This window comes from Xanthomonas sp. CFBP 7698 (assembly GCF_003600855.1).
Lineage (GTDB): Bacteria > Pseudomonadota > Gammaproteobacteria > Xanthomonadales > Xanthomonadaceae > Xanthomonas > Xanthomonas cannabis.
Map to the genome: position 1 here is coordinate 1 of NZ_PRDN01000013.1, position 15,883 is coordinate 15,883.

The following is a 15,883-nucleotide window of genomic DNA, read 5'->3' on the forward strand; positions in this document are numbered from 1 at the left end:
CGCTTCCTCACCCTGGCACGCGACTACGGCCGCGCGATCGGCTTCACCGGCAACTTCCTGATCGAGCCCAAGCCGATGGAGCCGATGAAACACCAGTACGACTTCGACAGCGCCACCGTGATCGGCTTCCTGCGTCAGCATGGCCTGGACCAGGATTTCAAGCTCAATATCGAGGCCAACCACGCCACGCTCTCGGGCCATAGCTTCGAGCACGATCTGCAGGTGGCTTCCGATGCCGGCCTGCTCGGCAGCATCGATGCCAACCGCGGCAACCCGCAGAACGGCTGGGACACCGACCAGTTCCCGACCGACCTGTACGACACCGTCGGCGCGATGCTGGTGGTGCTGCGCCAGGGCGGGCTGGCACCGGGCGGGTTGAATTTCGATGCCAAGGTGCGTCGCGAATCGTCCGACCCGCAGGATCTGTTCCTGGCGCACATCGGTGGCATGGATGCGTTCGCACGTGGTCTGGAAGTGGCCAACGCATTACTGACGTCTTCGCCGCTGGAGACCTGGCGCGCCGAGCGTTACGCCAGCTTCGACAGCGGCGCCGGTGCCGACTTTGCCAACGGCACCAGCACGCTTGCGGATCTGGCCAAGTACGCCGCCGGTAATGCGCCCAAGCAGATCAGCGGCCGTCAGGAAGCCTACGAAAACCTGATCAATCAGTATCTGATCCGGTGAACGCTGCCACGCGCGCGGCGTGGGACGCGGCGTGGATGGGACACCCCGCCTGCATTGCCCTGGCGGCAATGCAGGCGATGCAGCCACTCATCCAGATCGACGGCACCGTGGCGCGTACTACGCAGGGGACATCACGCCGGCCACCGCAGGGACGCACAGGACATGCACAACCCGTTGGCGACTGCGCCCGTACTGCGGCCGCGCCGTCGCTCCTCTTACTCGGCCGGATCGGAGGGTGTCGGTGCGGCCACCGAATCCCGCTTGACCAGCAGGTGCGCGACCACATGATCGACCATCTTCGCCGTGCGCTCCTTGGCACGTATCGTCTTCAACAGGATGTCCAGCGCGGCATCGGCCATGGCGGCGATGGGTTGCTGCACGGTGGTGAGTTCGGGCCATACCGCCGTGGCGGCAGAGGTGTCGTCAAAGCCCACTACCGACAAGTCACGCGGCACATCCAGCCCACGTCGGTGCGCGACCGAAATGGCCGCGGCTGCCATGTCGTCGTTGCTGGCGAAGATGGCACTGGGGCGGCGTTTGCGCGCCAGCAGTTTTTCGGCGGCGATCAGGCCGGATTTGTAGGTGTAGTCGCCCGGCTGCACCAGATGCCGATCCAGGCGCAGGCCGGCATCGGACAACGCGGCCTGAAACCCTTCAAAGCGTCGCGTACTGGCCGACAGATTCGGATGCCCGGCGATATAGCCGATGCGCGTATGCCCCTGTGCGATGAGATGCTCGGTGATCTCCTTGGCGGCGGCGAATTCGTCGATCCGCACGCAGGCCACATCGGGGCTGAAGTGATTGGAAGCGATCGCCACCACCGGCACCTTGGCGCGCACCAGCTCCAGCACCGCGGCCCTGGACTCGCACAACGGCGGCGGCAGGATCACGCCGGCCACGCCCTTGGCGAGCTTGCGTGCGGCACGGCGCTCGGCATCGGCATCCAGGTCGTCCCAGCAGTCGATCACCAGCTGGATCGAGGTGCGCGAGGCCACGCGCAACACACCCAGCAACAGCTCGCGCAAATACGCGCCGCTGGGATCGCTGTAGATCAACGCGATACGGGTGCTCTGTGCAGCTGCCAGCGCACTGGCAGCGAGATTGGGCGTGTAACCGAGCTTGTCGACCGCGCGCATCACCCGCTCGCGGGTGGCATCGCGGACACTGCCGTTGTTGTTGACCACACGCGAGACCGTCATCGGCGACACCTTCGCCAGCGCCGCCACCTCGTCGATGGTGGTCGCGCGACTGGTGCGGCGGACCGACTTCCTGATCTTCTCCAAGCGTGGCCTCTTCAGGTGACTGCGACAGCGGGCGGATGCTCGCGTGCTGCTGCCGGTACACGCGCGGCAGCCCGACGTGGCGCGATGCAAGCCATGGTACCGGGAAGCAGACAGAGCGGCGAGATGCACCCACGCGCCTGCAGCCTGCAGGAGCGCGCCGCATGAGCGCATGCCGGATGGGCCGCACGCGCGCGAGCGGGCATGTGCTGGCGCTGCTGTGGCTGGTCCTGCTGGGTGCCGCGTTGGTGCCGGTCGCCCCCGTGCATGCCGAAGATGGCTACGAGTTATGGTTGCGCTACCACACCCTGGGCAATGCCACGCAGCTGCGCCAGCACGCAAGCGCCCTGGTGGTGGCCGGTGAGTCGCCTACGCTGCGGGCCGCGCAGGAGGAACTGCAACGCGGTGTACAGGGGCTACTGGGCAGCGCGCTGCCCACCACCGCGACCGTCACCGCCGATGGCAGCATCCTGCTGGGCGCCGCGACCGCCCCGCAGATGGCGGCGTTGAAGCTGAAAACCGATGGCTTGGGCCGCGAGGGCTATCTGATCCGCACGGTCAGCGTCGATGGGCGTCGCACCACGGCCATCATGGGCGGCAGCGATGTCGGCGCGCTATATGGCGCGTTTCACTTCCTGCGCCTGCTGCAGACTGGCCAACCGCTCACTGCGCTGGATGTGCGCGAGGCGCCGCGCCTGCAGCTGCGCATGCTCAATCATTGGGACAATCTCGATGGGGTGGTGGAGCGCGGCTATGCCGGCGCCTCGTTGTGGAACTGGCAGACCTTGCCCGGCTATCTGGACCCGCGTTACACCGACTACGCGCGCGCCAATGCCTCGTTGGGCATCAACGGAACCGTGCTCAACAATGTCAACGCCAAGGCGTGGAGTCTCACGCCGCAGTACCTGGATAAGGCCGCGGCACTGGCGCAGGTGTTTCGCCCCTATGGCATTCGGGTGTTTCTCAGTGCGCGCTTCAGTGCGCCGATCGAGATCGGTGGTCTGAAAACTGCCGACCCACTGGACCCGCAAGTGCAGCGCTGGTGGCGCGACAAGGCCGACGAGATCTATGCGCGCATCCCGGATTTCGGCGGATTCCTGGTCAAGGCCAATTCCGAAGGCCAGCCCGGCCCGCAGGATTACGGACGCAGCCATGCCGATGGCGCAAACCTGCTGGCCGATGCGCTGGCCCCACATGGCGGGGTGGTGATGTGGCGGGCCTTCGTCTATTCGCATGAGCAGCCGGACGACCGCGCCAAACAGGCGTACAGCGAATTCGTGACGCTGGATGGCGCCTTTCGCGACAACGTGATCGTGCAGGTGAAAAACGGCGCCATCGACTTCCAGCCACGCGAGCCGTTCCACCCGTTGTTCGGTGCGATGCGCAAGACGCCATTGATGCCGGAGTTTCAGATCACCAAGGAATACCTGGGCTTTTCCACGCATCTGGCCTACCTGGGCACGCTGTTTTCCGAAACATTGCAGGCCGACACCTATGCGCGCGGCAAGGGCTCGACCGTTGCAAAGACCGTGGATGGAAGCCTGTTCGCCGATAGCAAACGCACACGGCTGACCGGCATTGCCGGCGTGGCCAATATCGGTGCCGACCGCAACTGGAGCGGCTCGATCTTCGATCAGGCCAATTGGTACGCGTACGGGCGGCTGGCGTGGGACCCGCAGCTGTCGCCGCAGGCCATTGCGCAGGAATGGGCACGCATGACGTTTTCCAACGATCCGGCGGTGGTCGAACCGGTGGTTGGCATGATGCTGCGTTCGCGCGAGGCGGTGGTGGACTACATGACCCCGCTCGGGCTGCATCACCTGATGGGGCGCGGCCACCATTACGGCCCGGCACCGTGGGATGCCGGCAGCGAACGCCCTGACTGGGACCCGGTGTATTACCACCGCGCCGACCGCAACGGCATCGGCTTCGATCGCAGCGCCAGCGGCAGCAATGCGGTCGCGCAATATGCGCCGCCGGTCGCGCGCGTGTTTGGCGATGTGCAGCGCGTGCCCGAGCCGTTGCTGCTGTGGTTCCATCATGTACCGTGGGATCACCGCATGGCCTCCGGCAGACCGCTGTGGGACGAGCTGGTTTGGCGGTACGACCACGGTGTGAGTGAGGTGGCTGCGATGCGCACGACCTGGCAAGGCCTCGCCGGCAAGATCGATGCGCCGCGCTACGCGCAAGTGGACGCTTTCCTGGCGATCCAGCAGCGTGAGGCGCAGTGGTGGCGCGATGCGAGCATCGCCTATTTCCAGAGTGTGTCCGGCCGCCCGCTGCCTGCCGGCGTGGCGCCGCCAGCGCACTCGTTGGCGTATTACCAGGCACTGACATTTCCGTACGCACCGGGGAATCCGAAGTGAGCGCATGTCGGCTGAAGGTGTTGGTCGCCGCGTTATCGGTGTTGCTGCTGCCGCAACTGGCAAGCGCCGCAGATGCACCGCTGCTGCATCCCGTCTTCCAGGACCATGCGGTGCTACAGCGCGATGCGCCGATCCGCGTGTGGGGCGATGCGGCGCCGGGCGCGCGTGTCACGGTGCAACTGGAGACGGCGCAGGTGCAGGTTCGCGCAGACCGGCAAGGGCATTGGCAGGCACGCCTGCCCGCACATGCGGCTGGCGGCCCGTACCGCCTGAAGGCCAGCACTGCCAGCGGTGTGGTGCAACAGATCGACGATATTTTGATCGGCGATGTGTGGCTGTGCTCGGGGCAATCGAACATGGAACTGCAGGTGCATCGCACGCTGGATGCGCGCAGCGAGATTGCCGACGCCGACCACCCCAACATCCGCATGTTCAAGGTGCCCGCGCAATCCAGCCCAACCCCGCAACGCAGCTTCGGTGGCGTCGCAACGTGGCAGCGCACCACGCCTGAGACGGTGAAGGAGTTTTCGGCCGCGTGCTACTACTTCGCGCGTGAGTTGCAGAAGACCGTGGACGTGCCGATGGGCTTGATCAACGCCTCATGGGGCGGCTCGCAACTGCAGGCCTGGATCGGCGACGCGTCGCTGCGTGCGGCCGGCGACGATGGTCCGGCCCTGGATGTGCTGGCACGTTACGCAACCGACCCGGTGGCTGCTGCGCCGCAGTGGGCCGCGCTGTGGGAAGCCTGGTGGCATGCGCATGGCGAAGGCGAACCGTGGCAGCCGGATGCGCCCGGCGATTGGCAGGGCGCACCGCCGGCACTGGGCGCATGGGACGACTGGGGCGTGCCGCAGCTGGTCGGCTTCAACGGCATGGTGTGGTACCGCACCAGCATCGAACTGACACCGGCACAGGCCGCGCAGGACGCGACGTTGTTGCTGGGGCCGGTGGACGAACTGGACCAGACCTGGGTCAACGGGCGCGGCGTGGGCAGCAGCTACGGTGCGGACCAGCCGCGTCGCTACCCGCTGCCGCGCGGACGGCTGCATGCCGGGCGCAACAGCATCGTGCTCAATGTGCTCAACACCTATCGACGCGGCGGCTTGTTGGGCGATGCGCAATCGCGCGCACTGCAGTTTGCCGATGGCAGCACAGTGGCGCTGGACGCGCCCTGGCAATACCGCATCGTGCCGCAGGCAGTGGGCTCGCCACCGCGGGCGCCGTGGTCGTCGGCGGCCGGGCTCACGACCTTGTACAACGGCATGATTGCGCCACTGGGGCAGCTGGGCCTGCGTGGGGTGCTGTGGTACCAGGGCGAATCCAATGCCGGCGATGCGGCGCATTACCCGGCCTTGCTCAACGCATGGCAGCGCGATTGGCGACAGCGTTTCGGTGCGCAGTTGCCGCTGCTGGTGGTGCAGCTGGCCAATTACGGCACCCCGCCCACCCAACCGGTCGAAAGCGGTTGGGCGCAATTGCGCGAGGCGCAGCGGCGCTTCGTTGCCGACGATGCACACGCCGGGTTGGCGGTGGCGATCGATATCGGCGACCGCTACGACATCCATCCGGCCAACAAGCAGGAGCTGGGCCGGCGCCTGGCGCGTGCAGCGCGGCATGTGGTGTATGGCGAGGCGATTGCGCCGTCCGGCCCGGTGCCGCGCAGCCTGCAGCGCGAGCGCGACAGCGTGCGCATCCGCTTCGATGACGTGGACACCACCTTGCTGAGCTATGGCAACGACGCACCGATCGGCTTCGAGCTGTGCGGCGAGGCGTCCGGCACTTGCCGCTATGCCAGCGCCACGCTGCAGGGCCGCGATGTCAGCGTGCGCGTCCCTTCCGGCATGACCGCAACGCGCGTGCGCTACTGCTGGGCCGACAGCCCGGTGTGCACGCTGTACGACCGCAGCGGCTTGCCGGCCGGCCCGTTCGAACGTCCCATTACCGCCACCCCTTCCCCCTGAGCGAGATCACGATGTCACAGACTCCCGACTCCCCTGCACCGCTGCAAGGTTCCGCCCGCGACCGCGAGATCGTCGAAGCGCGCGTCATCGTCACCTGCCCGGGCCGCAATTTCGTCACGTTGAAGATCCGCACCCGTTCGGGCATCACCGGGCTGGGCGATGCCACGCTCAACGGGCGCGAATTGGCGGTGGCGGCGTACCTGCAGGAACACCTGGTGCCCAACCTGATCGGCCGCGATGCCGGGCGCATCGAGGACATCTGGCAGTTCTTCTACCGCGGTGCGTACTGGCGGCGCGGGCCGGTAACGATGAGCGCAATTGCCGCGGTGGATGTGGCGTTGTGGGACATCCTGGGCAAGATGGCCGGTATGCCGCTGTATCAACTGCTCGGCGGGCGCTCGCGCGAAGGCGCATTGGTGTACGGCCACGCCAACGGCCGCGATATCGCCGAAACCAGCGATGAAGTGGGCCGCTTCCGCGAGATGGGCTTCATCGCCATCCGCGCGCAATGCGGCGTGCCCGGCATCAAGAAGACCTACGGCATTTCTGTCGGTGGCAAGCCCTACGAGCCGGCCGAAAGCGAGCTGCCCACCGAAACCGTGTGGTCCACGCCGCGCTATCTCGGCGTTGTGCCCAAGTTGTTCGAACAATTGCGCAGCGACCATGGCGACGAGATCGAGCTGCTGCACGATGCGCACCACCGGCTCACCCCGATCGAAGCCGCGCGCCTGGGCCGCGACCTGGAGCCGTACCGGTTGTTCTGGCTGGAAGACGCCACCCCGGCGGAAAACCAGCGCGCATTCGAGATCATTCGCCAGCACACCGTGACACCGCTGGCAGTGGGCGAGGTGTTCAACTCGATCTGGGACTGCAAGCACCTGATCGAGCAGCAGCTGATCGACTACATCCGCACCACCATTGTGCATGCCGGCGGTATCACCCACGTGCGCCGGCTGGCCGATTTCGCCGCGCTGCATCAGGTGCGCACCGGCTTCCATGGCGCCACCGATCTGTCGCCGGTGTGCATGGGCGCGGCATTGCACTTCGACACGTGGGTGCCCAACTTCGGCATCCAGGAATACATGTTCCATTCCGACGAAGCCAACGCGGTGTTCCCGCACGACTACACCTTCCGCGACGGACGCCTGCACTGCGGCGAAACTCCTGGGCATGGCGTGGACATCGATGAAGAGCTGGCCGCGAAGTATCCGTACGTGCCCAAGCAGTTGCCTATCGCACGCCTGGAAGACGGCGCGATGTGGGACTGGTGATGCGCCTGCTGCCGGCAGCGCTGGCCCTGCTGATGGCCGCGCCTGCGTCTGCTGCGGTGCAGGCACCGGCAACGACAGCGGCGCCCACCGGCGTGGATGTCGCCTTCGATTGGTTCGACTACCGCGGCGACGATGCGGTGTTCGCAACTCCGCTGCCGGCCGGCCACTACCGCAACCCGATCCTGGCCGGCTTCTATCCGGAGCCCAGCATCACCCGGGTGGGCGAGCGCTATTACCTGGTCAATTCCACGTTTGCGTACTTCCCGGCGATTCCGGTGTTCGAGAGCACCGATCTTGTGCACTGGACGCAGATCGGCAATGTGGTCGAGCGCCGCGAGCAACTCGATTACGACGGGCTGGGCGTATCGCGCGGCATGTTCGCCGCCAGCATCCGCCATTACGCGGGGCGCTTTTACGTGGTGGGCACGTCGGTCGATAGCGGGGGCAACTTCATCGCCAGTGCCAGCGACCCGGCGGGCCCGTGGTCGGCGCTGACCTGGCTGCCGAGTATCGATGGCATCGACCCGTCGCTGTTCTTCGACACCGACGGCAGCGCATATCTGCTCAATAACGGCCCGCCGGAAGGCACGCCGTTATACGAGGGCCATCGCGCGATCTGGATGCAGCGTTTCGACCTCGCCACCAGGCAACCGGTTGGCCCGCGCAAGGTGTTGCTCAATGGCGGCGTGGATCTGGCCAACAAGCCGATCTGGATCGAGGGCCCGCACCTGTATCAACGCGACGGGTGGTACTACCTCTCGTGCGCCGAAGGCGGCACCGGGCCGCAGCATTCGCAGGTGGTCTTGCGTAGCCGCGACGTGTGGGGGCCGTATGCGCCCGCACCGAACAACCCCATCCTGACCCAACGCGATCTGCCGGCCGCGCGCGCGCACCCGATCAGCAATGCCGGCCACGTGGACCTGGTGGACACGCCCGATGGGCAGTGGTGGGCGGTGTTTCTCGCAAGCCGTCCGTATAGCGGCGACCGCTACAACACCGGGCGCGAAACGTTCTTGCTGCCGGTGCAGTGGCGCGATGGCTGGCCCTCCATCCTGCCCGCGGGCCAGCCGATTCCCTACATCGCCAAGGCGCCCACCGGCGCGAAGACGGCACGTGCCACGCAGGCGCCATTGGCGGGCAACTTCACCTGGCATGACGACTTCGACCACGCCACGCTGCAGCGCGAGTGGCTGAGCGTCCGCGTGCCCAGGGGTGAGCTGGCCGATCTGCGCACGCGTGCAGGCTGGTTGACGCTGCATGCCGGCACGCAGGGGCTGGACAGCGCCGGCACACCGGCCTTCCTCGCACGCCGCCAGCAACACACACGCTTTACGGCAAGCACGGCGCTGGATGTGCCCGTGCGGGCAGGCGTCAGTGCGGGGCTGGCCGCGTTTCAGAATTCCAATGCGTGGTATGCATTCGGCGTCCGTCGCGATGGCGATGCGCTGCAGGTGTTCCTGCACAAGCGCGATGGCGCCACCACCACCACGCTTGCACGGGCACGCATTCCGGCAACCGCCCAGCTGCGCCTGCAGATCAGCGGCGATGGCGGCGCGTACAGCTTCGCCTTCGACGCCGATGGCCGCGGCTGGCAATCGCTCCGCCGCAACGACGATGCCGGCTTTCTCAGTACCGAACAGGCCGGCGGCTTCGTCGGCAGCATGATCGGGCCGTTCGCCCAATCGCACCCCGACCGCCAACAGGACTGACCATGCCCTCCTACCCGCCCGCCCGTTTCCGCTTGCTCGCGCACGGCGTCCTGCTCGTACTGGGGTGCGCCGCAGGTGCTGCCCAGGCCGCCACACCACCGCCGTACCTGGACACGCAACGCAGCTTCGACGCGCGCGCCGCCGATCTGGCGGCGCGCATGACGCTGGAAGAAAAAGCCGCGCAGATGCAGAACGCTGCGCCCGCCATCCCGCGTCTGCAGGTGCCGGCCTACGATTGGTGGAACGAGGCGCTGCACGGCGTGGCGCGCGCCGGCGGTGCCACGGTGTTTCCGCAGGCGATCGGGTTGGCGGCCACCTTCGACACACCGTTGATGGCCGAGGTGGCCACCGCCATCGGCGACGAAGCGCGCGCCAAGCATCACGCATTCCTGGCGCGCGGCGAGCACAAGCGCTACCAGGGGCTCACGTTCTGGTCGCCGAACATCAACATCTTCCGCGACCCGCGCTGGGGCCGCGGGCAGGAAACCTACGGCGAAGACCCGTTTCTCACCGCACGCATGGGCGTGACCTTCGTGCAGGGCCTGCAAGCGCAGCAGGGGCCGTACCGCAAGCTCGATGCCACCGCCAAGCACTTCGCCGTGCACAGCGGCCCGGAGGCCGACCGCCATCACTTCGATGTACACCCCAGCGAGCGCGATCTCTACGAGACCTATCTGCCAGCGTTCCAGGCATTGGTGCAGGAAGGCAAGGTTGCTGCGGTGATGGGCGCCTATAACCGCGTCAATGGCGAGTCCGCCTCGGCCAGCACCCGGCTGGAAGGCATCCTGCGCCGCGATTGGGGTTTCGACGGGTACATCGTCAGCGACTGTGCCGCCATCCGCGATATCTGGCAGAACCACAAAATCGTGCCCACGCCCGAAGCGGCGGCCGCACTCGGCGTCAAGCACGGCACCGACCTGGATTGCGGCGACACCTACGCCGCGTTGCCGGCGGCGGTGCGTGCCGGCTTGATCGACGAGGCCAGCATCGATACCTCGCTCAAGCGCCTGATAACCACGCGCATGCGCTTGGGCATGTTCGACCCACCGGCCAGCGTGCCGTGGGCGCAGATTCCCGCCTCGGTGAATCAATCGCCGCAGCACGATGCGCTGGCGCGCCGCACCGCACGCGAATCGCTGGTGTTGCTGAAGAACGACGGCGTGTTGCCGCTCAAGCCCACGCTCAAGCGCATTGCCGTGGTCGGCCCCACCGCCGACGATCCGATGTCGCTGCTGGGTAACTACTACGGCACGCCCGCCGCGCCGGTCACCATCCTGCAAGGCATCCGCGATGCCGCACCGCAAGCCGATGTGGTCTATGCGCGCGGCAGCGACCTGGTGGAAGGGCGCGAAGACCCCAACGCTGCCGCACCGATCGAATCGCGCTATTTGCGCCCGGCGGCCGGTGCCACGCAGAACGGCCTGACCGGCGACTATTTCAATGGCCGCACGCTTGCCGGCCAGCCGGTGCTGACCCGCATCGACCCGCGCATCGCCTTCCGCTGGGACCGCAACGCGCCCACCGACGATGCAGTTGGCCGTGGCGAACTGCAGCCCGACCGCGCACTCGGCAAGGACGATTTCAGCGTGCGTTGGCATGGCCAGTTGCTGCCGCCGGTCTCGGGCACGTACGACCTGCAGATTGCCGCAGACGACGGCGTGCGCCTGTACCTGGACGGTAAGTTGCTCATCGATCAATGGAATGATGCACCGCGCATGCGCGGCGGCACTGCCAGCGTGGCGCTGGAAGGCGGCAAAGCCTACGACCTACGTGTGGAGTACTACGAAGCCACCCGCGATGCCGGGGTGCGCCTGGCCTGGCGCATGCCCGGCGCCAAACCGCCGCTGCAGGAAGCGGTGGACGCGGCCCGCAATGCCGAGGTGGTGGTGTTTGTCGGCGGCCTCACCGGCGATGTCGAGGGCGAAGAAATGGACGTCAATTACCCCGGCTTTGCCGGTGGCGACCGCACCGACACGCGCTTGCCCAAGCCACAGCGCGAGCTGCTGCAAGCGCTGCAGGCCACCGGCACGCCGGTGGTGGTGGTGCTGACCACCGGCTCGGCGCTGGCCATCGACTGGGCCCAGCAACACGTGCCCGCCATCCTGCTGGCCTGGTACCCCGGCCAGCGCGGCGGCAGTGCGGTGGGCGATGTGCTGTTCGGCCAGGCCAGCCCCGGTGGCCGCCTGCCGATCACCTTCTACAAGGAGGACGAGCGCCTGCCGGCCTTCGACGACTATGCCATGCGCGGGCGCACCTATCGTTACTTCGCCGGCGCACCGCTGTATCCATTCGGGCATGGCTTGTCGTATACGCAGTTTGCTTATTCCACCCTGCAGCTTGATCGTAAAACCGTGGCCGCCGACGGCACACTCACGGCAACGGTCACGTTGAAGAATACCGGCCAACGCGCAGGCGACGAAGTGGTGCAGCTGTATCTGCAGCCGCTGAAGCCACAACGCGAACGCGCCATCAAGGAACTACGCGGCTTTCAACGCATCACCCTGCAGCCGGGCGAACAACGCGAGGTGCGCTTCACCATCAAGGCGCAGGACGCGCTGCGCATCTATGACGCCCAACGCAAGGCGTACGCCGTGGATCCGGGCGCCTATGAGGTGCAGATCGGCGCCTCCAGCAGCGACATCCGCAGCAAGCAACGCTTCACCGTCACCGACAAGTAATCGCGCCCCCAGAAGCCGCCGTGCAAAGCCCCTCTCCCTCCGGGAGAGGGGTTGGGGTGAGGGTAAGGCCACCAAGCAAACTTGCAGCACCCCACGATTAAAAGAAACCCCATGCCAATCCCCACGCTCTCCATCGCAGCACTCGCTCACCTACCCACCCCCGTTCTCACCCCAAGCTACGACCTAAAAAAAACCACCATCGGCATCGTGCATCTGGGCGCCGGCGCCTTCCATCGCGCCCACCAGGCCGTCTACATCGACGACCTACTCGCCGAAGACCCCACCTGGGCCATCTGCGCCGTCTCCTTGCATAGCCCGCACGTGCGCGATGCGCTGCGTCCACAAGATGGGCTCTACACCCTGGCCTTGCTCGACGAACACCCGCAGCTGCGCATCATCGGCGCTATCCGCGAAGTCCTCTGCGCCGCCGACGAACAAGCCACCGTGCTAGTACGCCTGTCAGATCCTGCAGTGCGCCTGGTCACGCTCACCATCACCGAAAAAGGCTATTGCCTGGCCGGCGACACGCTCGACCTGACCCATCCCGACATCGTCCACGACATCGCCCACCCCACAGCGCCCCGCAGCGCCATCGGCTATCTCGTCGCCGGGCTGCAACAGCGCATGCACGACGGCACTGCGCCATTCACTGTGCTCAGCTGCGACAACCTGGCCGACAACGGCGTGCTGCTGCAGCGCGCCGTGGTGCGGCTTGCGGAACAGAATGACCGCGCGCTCGCGGCCTGGATCGCGCAACACGTTGCCTTCCCGCGATCGATGGTGGACAGCATCACGCCCGCTACCGATGACGCGCTGCGCGCGCACGTGCAAGACCAGCTGGGTGTGCACGACGCCTGGCCGATCCAGCGCGAGCGTTATAGCCAATGGGTGATCGAAGATCGTTTCTGCAGCGGCCGCCCTGCATTCGAACGCGCAGGCGTCACCCTGAGCGAGGACATCGCCGGCTACGCGCGCGCCAAGCTGCGCCTGCTCAACGCGCCGCATTCGGCGCTGGCGTATCTCGGCAGCCTGCTACACCTGGAGACGGTGGCCGATGCCATGCGTCACCCTGAACTTGCGGCCTTCGTCGAGACGCTGATGCGCCACGACATCGCCCCCACCCTGCAGCCCATGCCGGGCTTCGACCCACAGCACTACAGCGACGCCATCCTGGCCCGCTTCCGCAACCCCGCCATCCGCCACCTGCTCGCCCAGATCGCCTGGGACGGCTCGCAGAAGATCCCGGTGCGGCTGCTGGGCACGATCGGCGATGCGCTGGCCGCCGGGCGCCCGATCGACCGCGTATGCCTTCCGGTCGCCGCCTGGTTGCATTTCGTGCGCAGGCAGGCATGCATTGGCGTGGCGCTGGTCGACCCCTTGAACGATGCCCTGGGCGCGCTTGGACGCGCAGCCACTGGCGATGCCGCCGCTGATGTCGCGCGTTTTCTCACGCTGGATGCGGTGTTTGGCACGCTGGCTGCAGATTCGCGCTTCGCCGATGCGCTGGCGAAAGCCTATCTCGCCTTGGGTGATGCCACACCAGGCCAAGTGGAGACCGTGCTTGCCTCGCTGGAGGCCAGTTGAGCGACGTTGCATCCTGGCAACGGTGGCTGAGGTGTGAGCTACGCACGACACATGCCGCGCCGCGCAGGAGCGGCCCACCTGCCATCGGTGCGCCTCTTCACCACGCGTAGAGGCGCCCGATGGTTCCTGCGTGCGGCAGCGCGCTCGACGTGCGTGCTGCCGCAGACCTGGCCCACACAGCCCGACGATTGCGGCGCGTGTCAGCGATCGGCAATGACCTGCCCGATCCGCAGCAGGTTGCCGCTCTCGTCCACGATCGCAAACTCGCGCATGCCCCAGGGCTTGTCGGCAAGCGGGTCGATGCGCGGGATGCCTTGCGCCGGGAGCCCTGCCGCCTGCAGTGCGGCGTAGACGTCATCCACGTTGCCCACCCGCAGGTAACAGCCCGCATAGCACGCGGCCGGGTCGAGATCCGGATGCGCAAAGAAATGCAGCTCTACCGCACCACGTCGCAAGATTGCATAGCCTGCATCATGCGGATGCGCATCGCCTTCAAAGCCCAGTCGGCGATAGAAGGCCAGGGTCTGCGCAATCGCGCGGCTGGGCAGGATCGGAATGGTCTGGTCGGCGGCGTTGGCCTGGGCGTTCATCATCGACTCGTCGGCAGCGGGATCGGGGCACACGCCGCTACGGTACTCCTTGGACACACGAGCCGCTTGGAGCCGTGTACATCGCAGACGTCAGCAGCCCGTGCAACGGCTTGCGCCCGATCACGCTGCGCGGCCGCCATGCAGCGCGGCGGGCTTGTTGAACAGACGGATCAACACCACGACGAGCAGGAGCACAAAGCTCAACTCCCAGACATAGAACGCGGTGCCCACGTGGTCGATCATGACCTGATGGCCCGCCTCGTTCTTGTCGAACCGGGTTGCGCGAAAGGTATCCAGTCCAATCAGGCAGGCCGCCATCAACAGGGCCGCTGCCATCTTGTCTACCTTGAGGCCATAGCAGAGCCACGCCAGCCAATACAGCGGGTTACTCATCCAGGCGATGCACTGGCCGTCGACCACCTGCATCCACCCAAGCAGCAGAATGACAAAGCCCCCCAGGTGTTCATCGCCGCCATGCAATGCAGGAAGGCAGAGCGCAACAACGTACAGCAGGGCCGACAACACGAGCAGAAAACGCTTCACAAGCATCCTTGTTTGAGTCCGGCCTGTGTACGTTTGCGCGTCTGTCACTTCAGACGGCGTCCGTACGGCCACCGATGTCCACTATAGACACTCGCTGCAGACTTTTGCGCGGTGCGCCGCTGCTCCCGACGGCATCAGCGGCAGATGGGATGGCAGGGGCTTCGACCGGGCGCGTCGCCATGACATGCTTGAACCCCAACCATCCAGCACCCGGAATCTGGCCTCGACATGGCAACTCCTAAAAAGCAGAACCTGCCGGAAAAGGTCTGCGTGCAATGCGGACGGCCGTTCTGTTGGCGCAAGAAGTGGGAGAAGGTCTGGGACGATGTGAAATATTGTTCGGATCGATGCCGCGGCGATCGCAAGCGGCAACGCACGTCGCCTTAGCACGCGTGCCGGCATGCGTGCTGGCCTGCACGGGACGGTCGACGCAGCGATGGCGTGCACCACAGCCCTGCAGCACTGCGCCGAAGCCCTCGCCGCATGCTGGACCAAGACTTGCTCCGTCTGCAAAATGCTTTCGCCGTGCACGATGCAGGTACGCCGCGTCAGCACTCCCAGCGCCGACGCAGCATGACCCGATGGCGAAGAGTGCCGCCTGCGGTTATTTCTTCATCGCCGCCTTCTTCGCGGCGCCCGATGTGCCCACACGCTTGGTGGTTCGCTTGCTGGCAACCGCCATGTTGTCCACCAGGTTGGGATAGGGCCGGCCCGCCGCCTTGGCACGCTTCCTGGCCTGGGACTTCTGTGCGGGAGACAGCGATGTGGACCGCGATGCGCTCTTGGGGTTGGGCGTTTTCCAGGGTGCAGACTTCCTGGCGGTGGCTTTTTTTACGGCCTTCGCGGACGTAGCGCTCTTGCTGGCAGTGCCGCGTTGCGCCGACGCCTTCTTGGCCGCGTGTGTTCCGGCTGACGTCTTCCTGGCCGGCTTGTTCGTTGCCGCCTTCTTCGTTGCCGCCTTCTTCGTTGCTGACTTCTTCGTTGCTGACTTCTTGGTTGCTGCCTTCTTCGTTGCTGCTTTCTTTGTGGCAGCTTTGCGCGCTGGCGTCTTTTTCGTCACCGATGACGTTGCGCCACGTGTCTTCGACGTCTTCTTGGCAGCCGTTTTCGAGGCGCCACCTGCACTTGTGGAGGCGCCGGCCTTGGTAATCCCCCCGCTTTGAGCGTTCGCCAAAAGTGGAGCTAGGCGGCCATCGCCAATTTCATTGCTGGCGTGA

11 protein-coding genes and 1 pseudogene are annotated in these 15,883 nt (G+C 66.2%); 8 read left to right on the forward strand and 4 right to left on the reverse strand.

The window, feature by feature from the left end:
• Window positions 1–684, forward strand: a pseudogene (locus XnspCFBP7698_RS20975) (xylose isomerase); the annotation flags it as partial.
• A gap of 215 nt (window positions 685–899) precedes the next feature.
• Here XnspCFBP7698_RS20975 and XnspCFBP7698_RS20980 read toward each other — a convergent pair.
• On the reverse strand, window positions 900–1,967 hold the full coding sequence (locus XnspCFBP7698_RS20980) for a LacI family DNA-binding transcriptional regulator (protein ID WP_146093298.1): 1,068 nt from the start codon (window positions 1,965–1,967) through the stop codon (window positions 900–902).
• A gap of 176 nt (window positions 1,968–2,143) precedes the next feature.
• Between XnspCFBP7698_RS20980 and XnspCFBP7698_RS20985 the strand changes: the two genes are divergently transcribed.
• The 6 genes from XnspCFBP7698_RS20985 to XnspCFBP7698_RS21010 all read left to right on the forward strand — a co-directional run bounded on the left by XnspCFBP7698_RS20985 (window position 2,144) and on the right by XnspCFBP7698_RS21010 (window position 13,533).
• Complete coding sequence (locus XnspCFBP7698_RS20985; protein WP_146093299.1) at window positions 2,144–4,330, forward strand: alpha-glucuronidase family glycosyl hydrolase; 2,187 nt, start codon at window positions 2,144–2,146, stop codon at window positions 4,328–4,330.
• Window positions 4,327–6,291 carry a sialate O-acetylesterase gene (locus XnspCFBP7698_RS20990; RefSeq protein ID WP_104581790.1) on the forward strand — a complete coding sequence of 655 codons (1,965 nt, stop codon included), beginning with the start codon at window positions 4,327–4,329 and terminating at the stop codon, window positions 6,289–6,291. Before XnspCFBP7698_RS20985 ends, XnspCFBP7698_RS20990 begins: the two co-directional genes overlap by 4 nt.
• 11 nt (window positions 6,292–6,302) lie before the next feature.
• Window positions 6,303–7,562 carry a D-mannonate dehydratase ManD gene (manD, locus tag XnspCFBP7698_RS20995; protein ID WP_104581789.1) on the forward strand — a complete coding sequence of 420 codons (1,260 nt, stop codon included), beginning with the start codon at window positions 6,303–6,305 and terminating at the stop codon, window positions 7,560–7,562.
• Window positions 7,563–7,582: 20 nt separating this feature from the next.
• Window positions 7,583–9,271, forward strand: coding sequence for a glycoside hydrolase family 43 protein (locus XnspCFBP7698_RS21000; RefSeq protein ID WP_147423620.1), 1,689 nt, complete (start codon window positions 7,583–7,585; stop codon window positions 9,269–9,271).
• 2 nt (window positions 9,272–9,273) lie between these two features.
• A complete protein-coding gene (locus XnspCFBP7698_RS21005) occupies window positions 9,274–11,949 on the forward strand; it encodes a glycoside hydrolase family 3 protein (protein ID WP_104581788.1) in 2,676 nt (891 codons plus the stop codon).
• 111 nt (window positions 11,950–12,060) lie between these two features.
• Entirely contained in the window at window positions 12,061–13,533 is a 1,473-nt protein-coding gene (locus XnspCFBP7698_RS21010) for a mannitol dehydrogenase family protein (RefSeq protein ID WP_123137739.1), read from the forward strand.
• Between the two features lie 200 nt (window positions 13,534–13,733).
• On the opposite strand, the gene XnspCFBP7698_RS21015 is transcribed toward XnspCFBP7698_RS21010, so the two are convergent.
• Together XnspCFBP7698_RS21015 and XnspCFBP7698_RS21020 are read right to left on the reverse strand one after the other, a co-directional pair.
• Window positions 13,734–14,123, reverse strand: coding sequence for a VOC family protein (locus XnspCFBP7698_RS21015; RefSeq protein WP_199680271.1), 390 nt, complete (start codon window positions 14,121–14,123; stop codon window positions 13,734–13,736).
• A 120-nt stretch (window positions 14,124–14,243) separates the two neighbouring features.
• Window positions 14,244–14,666, reverse strand: coding sequence for a hypothetical protein (locus XnspCFBP7698_RS21020; protein WP_047694004.1), 423 nt, complete (start codon window positions 14,664–14,666; stop codon window positions 14,244–14,246).
• 228 nt (window positions 14,667–14,894) lie between these two features.
• Between XnspCFBP7698_RS21020 and XnspCFBP7698_RS21025 the strand changes: the two genes are divergently transcribed.
• Entirely contained in the window at window positions 14,895–15,053 is a 159-nt protein-coding gene (locus XnspCFBP7698_RS21025) for a DUF2256 domain-containing protein (protein ID WP_081422362.1), read from the forward strand.
• 217 nt (window positions 15,054–15,270) lie between these two features.
• Here XnspCFBP7698_RS21025 and XnspCFBP7698_RS21830 read toward each other — a convergent pair.
• Window positions 15,271–15,883: DNA-binding protein (locus XnspCFBP7698_RS21830; RefSeq protein WP_233549050.1), on the reverse strand; the 613-nt coding region annotated here is incomplete at its 5' end.

What these genes read in the sequence shown, in the direction of transcription:
- XnspCFBP7698_RS20985 (WP_146093299.1), top strand. Translation starts at nt 2,144, where the DNA reads ATGGGCCGCACGCGCGCGAGCGGGCATGTGCTGGCGCTGCTGTGGCTG.
- manD (WP_104581789.1), top strand. Translation starts at nt 6,303, where the DNA reads ATGTCACAGACTCCCGACTCCCCTGCACCGCTGCAAGGTTCCGCCCGC.
- XnspCFBP7698_RS21005 (WP_104581788.1), top strand. Translation starts at nt 9,274, where the DNA reads ATGCCCTCCTACCCGCCCGCCCGTTTCCGCTTGCTCGCGCACGGCGTC.
- XnspCFBP7698_RS21010 (WP_123137739.1), top strand. Translation starts at nt 12,061, where the DNA reads ATGCCAATCCCCACGCTCTCCATCGCAGCACTCGCTCACCTACCCACC.
- XnspCFBP7698_RS21015 (WP_199680271.1), bottom strand. Translation starts at nt 14,123, where the DNA reads ATGAACGCCCAGGCCAACGCCGCCGACCAGACCATTCCGATCCTGCCC.
- XnspCFBP7698_RS21025 (WP_081422362.1), top strand. Translation starts at nt 14,895, where the DNA reads ATGGCAACTCCTAAAAAGCAGAACCTGCCGGAAAAGGTCTGCGTGCAA.